Below are 1,421 nucleotides of genomic sequence, written 5' to 3' on the forward strand. Positions count from 1 at the left end.
CTAGTACTGCAACGGCACTTCATGATCGTGGGGGTTGGTGTCCGCGGCGTCGGTAGTGGGCGGCGCGGGCTTGGTGTTGTCGACGTCGTCGCCAGCGTGACCAGTGGAAGGCGGCGGTCAGGCTCACGACAGGAGCGAGGACGAGGGCGGCGAGCAGGCGGCGGATCTCGTTGCTGGTCAGCGCGATCAGGTCGTGGCTGTCGTTGTCGCCGCCGGCTGTGGATCCCCCTTTTTCGCCTGCTGGGCGCGGGTGACGGCGAGGTAGGCGGCGGCGAGCATCGCCAGGGTGATGTGCGCGTACCAGGCTCGCCAGGAGCGGACCTGGTAGTGGTCGAGCCCGGCCTCGTTCTTCGCGGTCTGGAAGCACTCCTCGATCGCCCACCGCGCCCCGGCCACCCGGATCAGCTCCGGCACCGGGGTGTTCGCCGGGCCGGCGCAGCGGTAGAACGCCAGCTCCGGCTCCTTCCCGGGCGCCGGAGTGATCTGGCGGCGGACCAGCAGCCAGTGCCCCCACCCGGCGGGCAGCCCGGCGGTGTCGAGGGCGAGCACGGTCCAGTCGTAGAGCCGCTCGCCGTGCGCGCCGGCACCGGCACTGCGCCGCTCCCAGCCGTCCGGCCCGACCAGCGCGGCCAGGGTCTTGGCCTGGTGGCGCCGCCCGTGGGGGCAGGTCAGCACGTCGTCGCTGCGGGTAGCCAGCACGAACGGCACCGCCCGGTCGGCCAGCCAGCCCCGAAACGCCCGGTTCTGCCCGTAGTGCTCGTCCGCGGTTACCCACCCGGACAGCACCCCGGCGGTGTGCGCGCGTGCCAGCATCGCCAGCGCCTGCTCGGGCTTGGTCGCGAACCCGACCTCGTCCGGGACCCCCGCGGCGCCGCATCGCTGCCGATCGTCGGTCCACGAGCGGGGCAGATACAGCTCGCGGTCGATCAGGGCCCGGCCGCGTGGGCCGGCGTAGGCCAGGAACACCCCCAGCTGACAGTTGTCGATCTTGCCGGTGGTGCCGGTGTACTGGCGCTGCACCCCGGCCGAACGGACACCCTTCTTGACGAACCCGGTCTCGTCGACGATGAACACCCCGTCCGGGTCGCCGAGCTCGTCGAGCACGTATCCGCGCAGGTCATCACGCACCCCATCGACATCCCATTCTGCGGTGCGCAGCAGCCGCTGCATCCCGTCCGGCGACACCGCACCGGCGTGCTCGGCCAGCGTCCAGCCGTTCTTGCGCTCCAACCCGGCCAGCAGACCCCGCAGATACGCCCCGGCCCAGCGACGCGGCTCGATCCGGCCGAACCGGCCCGCGATCAGCTCCACCACCGCATCCAACGACGCCAACCACCCAGCAAGATCCACCACCTGGTGATCATCACCGCGACCAGTGGCTCAGCCTCTCACGACACGCCGAAGTGCCGTTGCAGTACTAG

General features: G+C 71.4%; 1 protein-coding gene. It reads right to left on the reverse strand.

Going from position 1 to position 1,421, the window contains the following annotated elements:
* Positions 1 to 186: 186 nt before the first annotated feature.
* Positions 187 to 1,353 carry an IS701 family transposase gene (locus tag BUE41_RS29350; RefSeq protein ID WP_073460610.1) on the reverse strand — a complete coding sequence of 389 codons (1,167 nt, stop codon included), beginning with the start codon at positions 1,351 to 1,353 and terminating at the stop codon, positions 187 to 189.
* Between the last annotated feature and the right edge of the window lie 68 nt (positions 1,354 to 1,421).

Source organism: Pseudonocardia thermophila (assembly GCF_900142365.1).
Taxonomy (GTDB): domain Bacteria; phylum Actinomycetota; class Actinomycetes; order Mycobacteriales; family Pseudonocardiaceae; genus Pseudonocardia; species Pseudonocardia thermophila.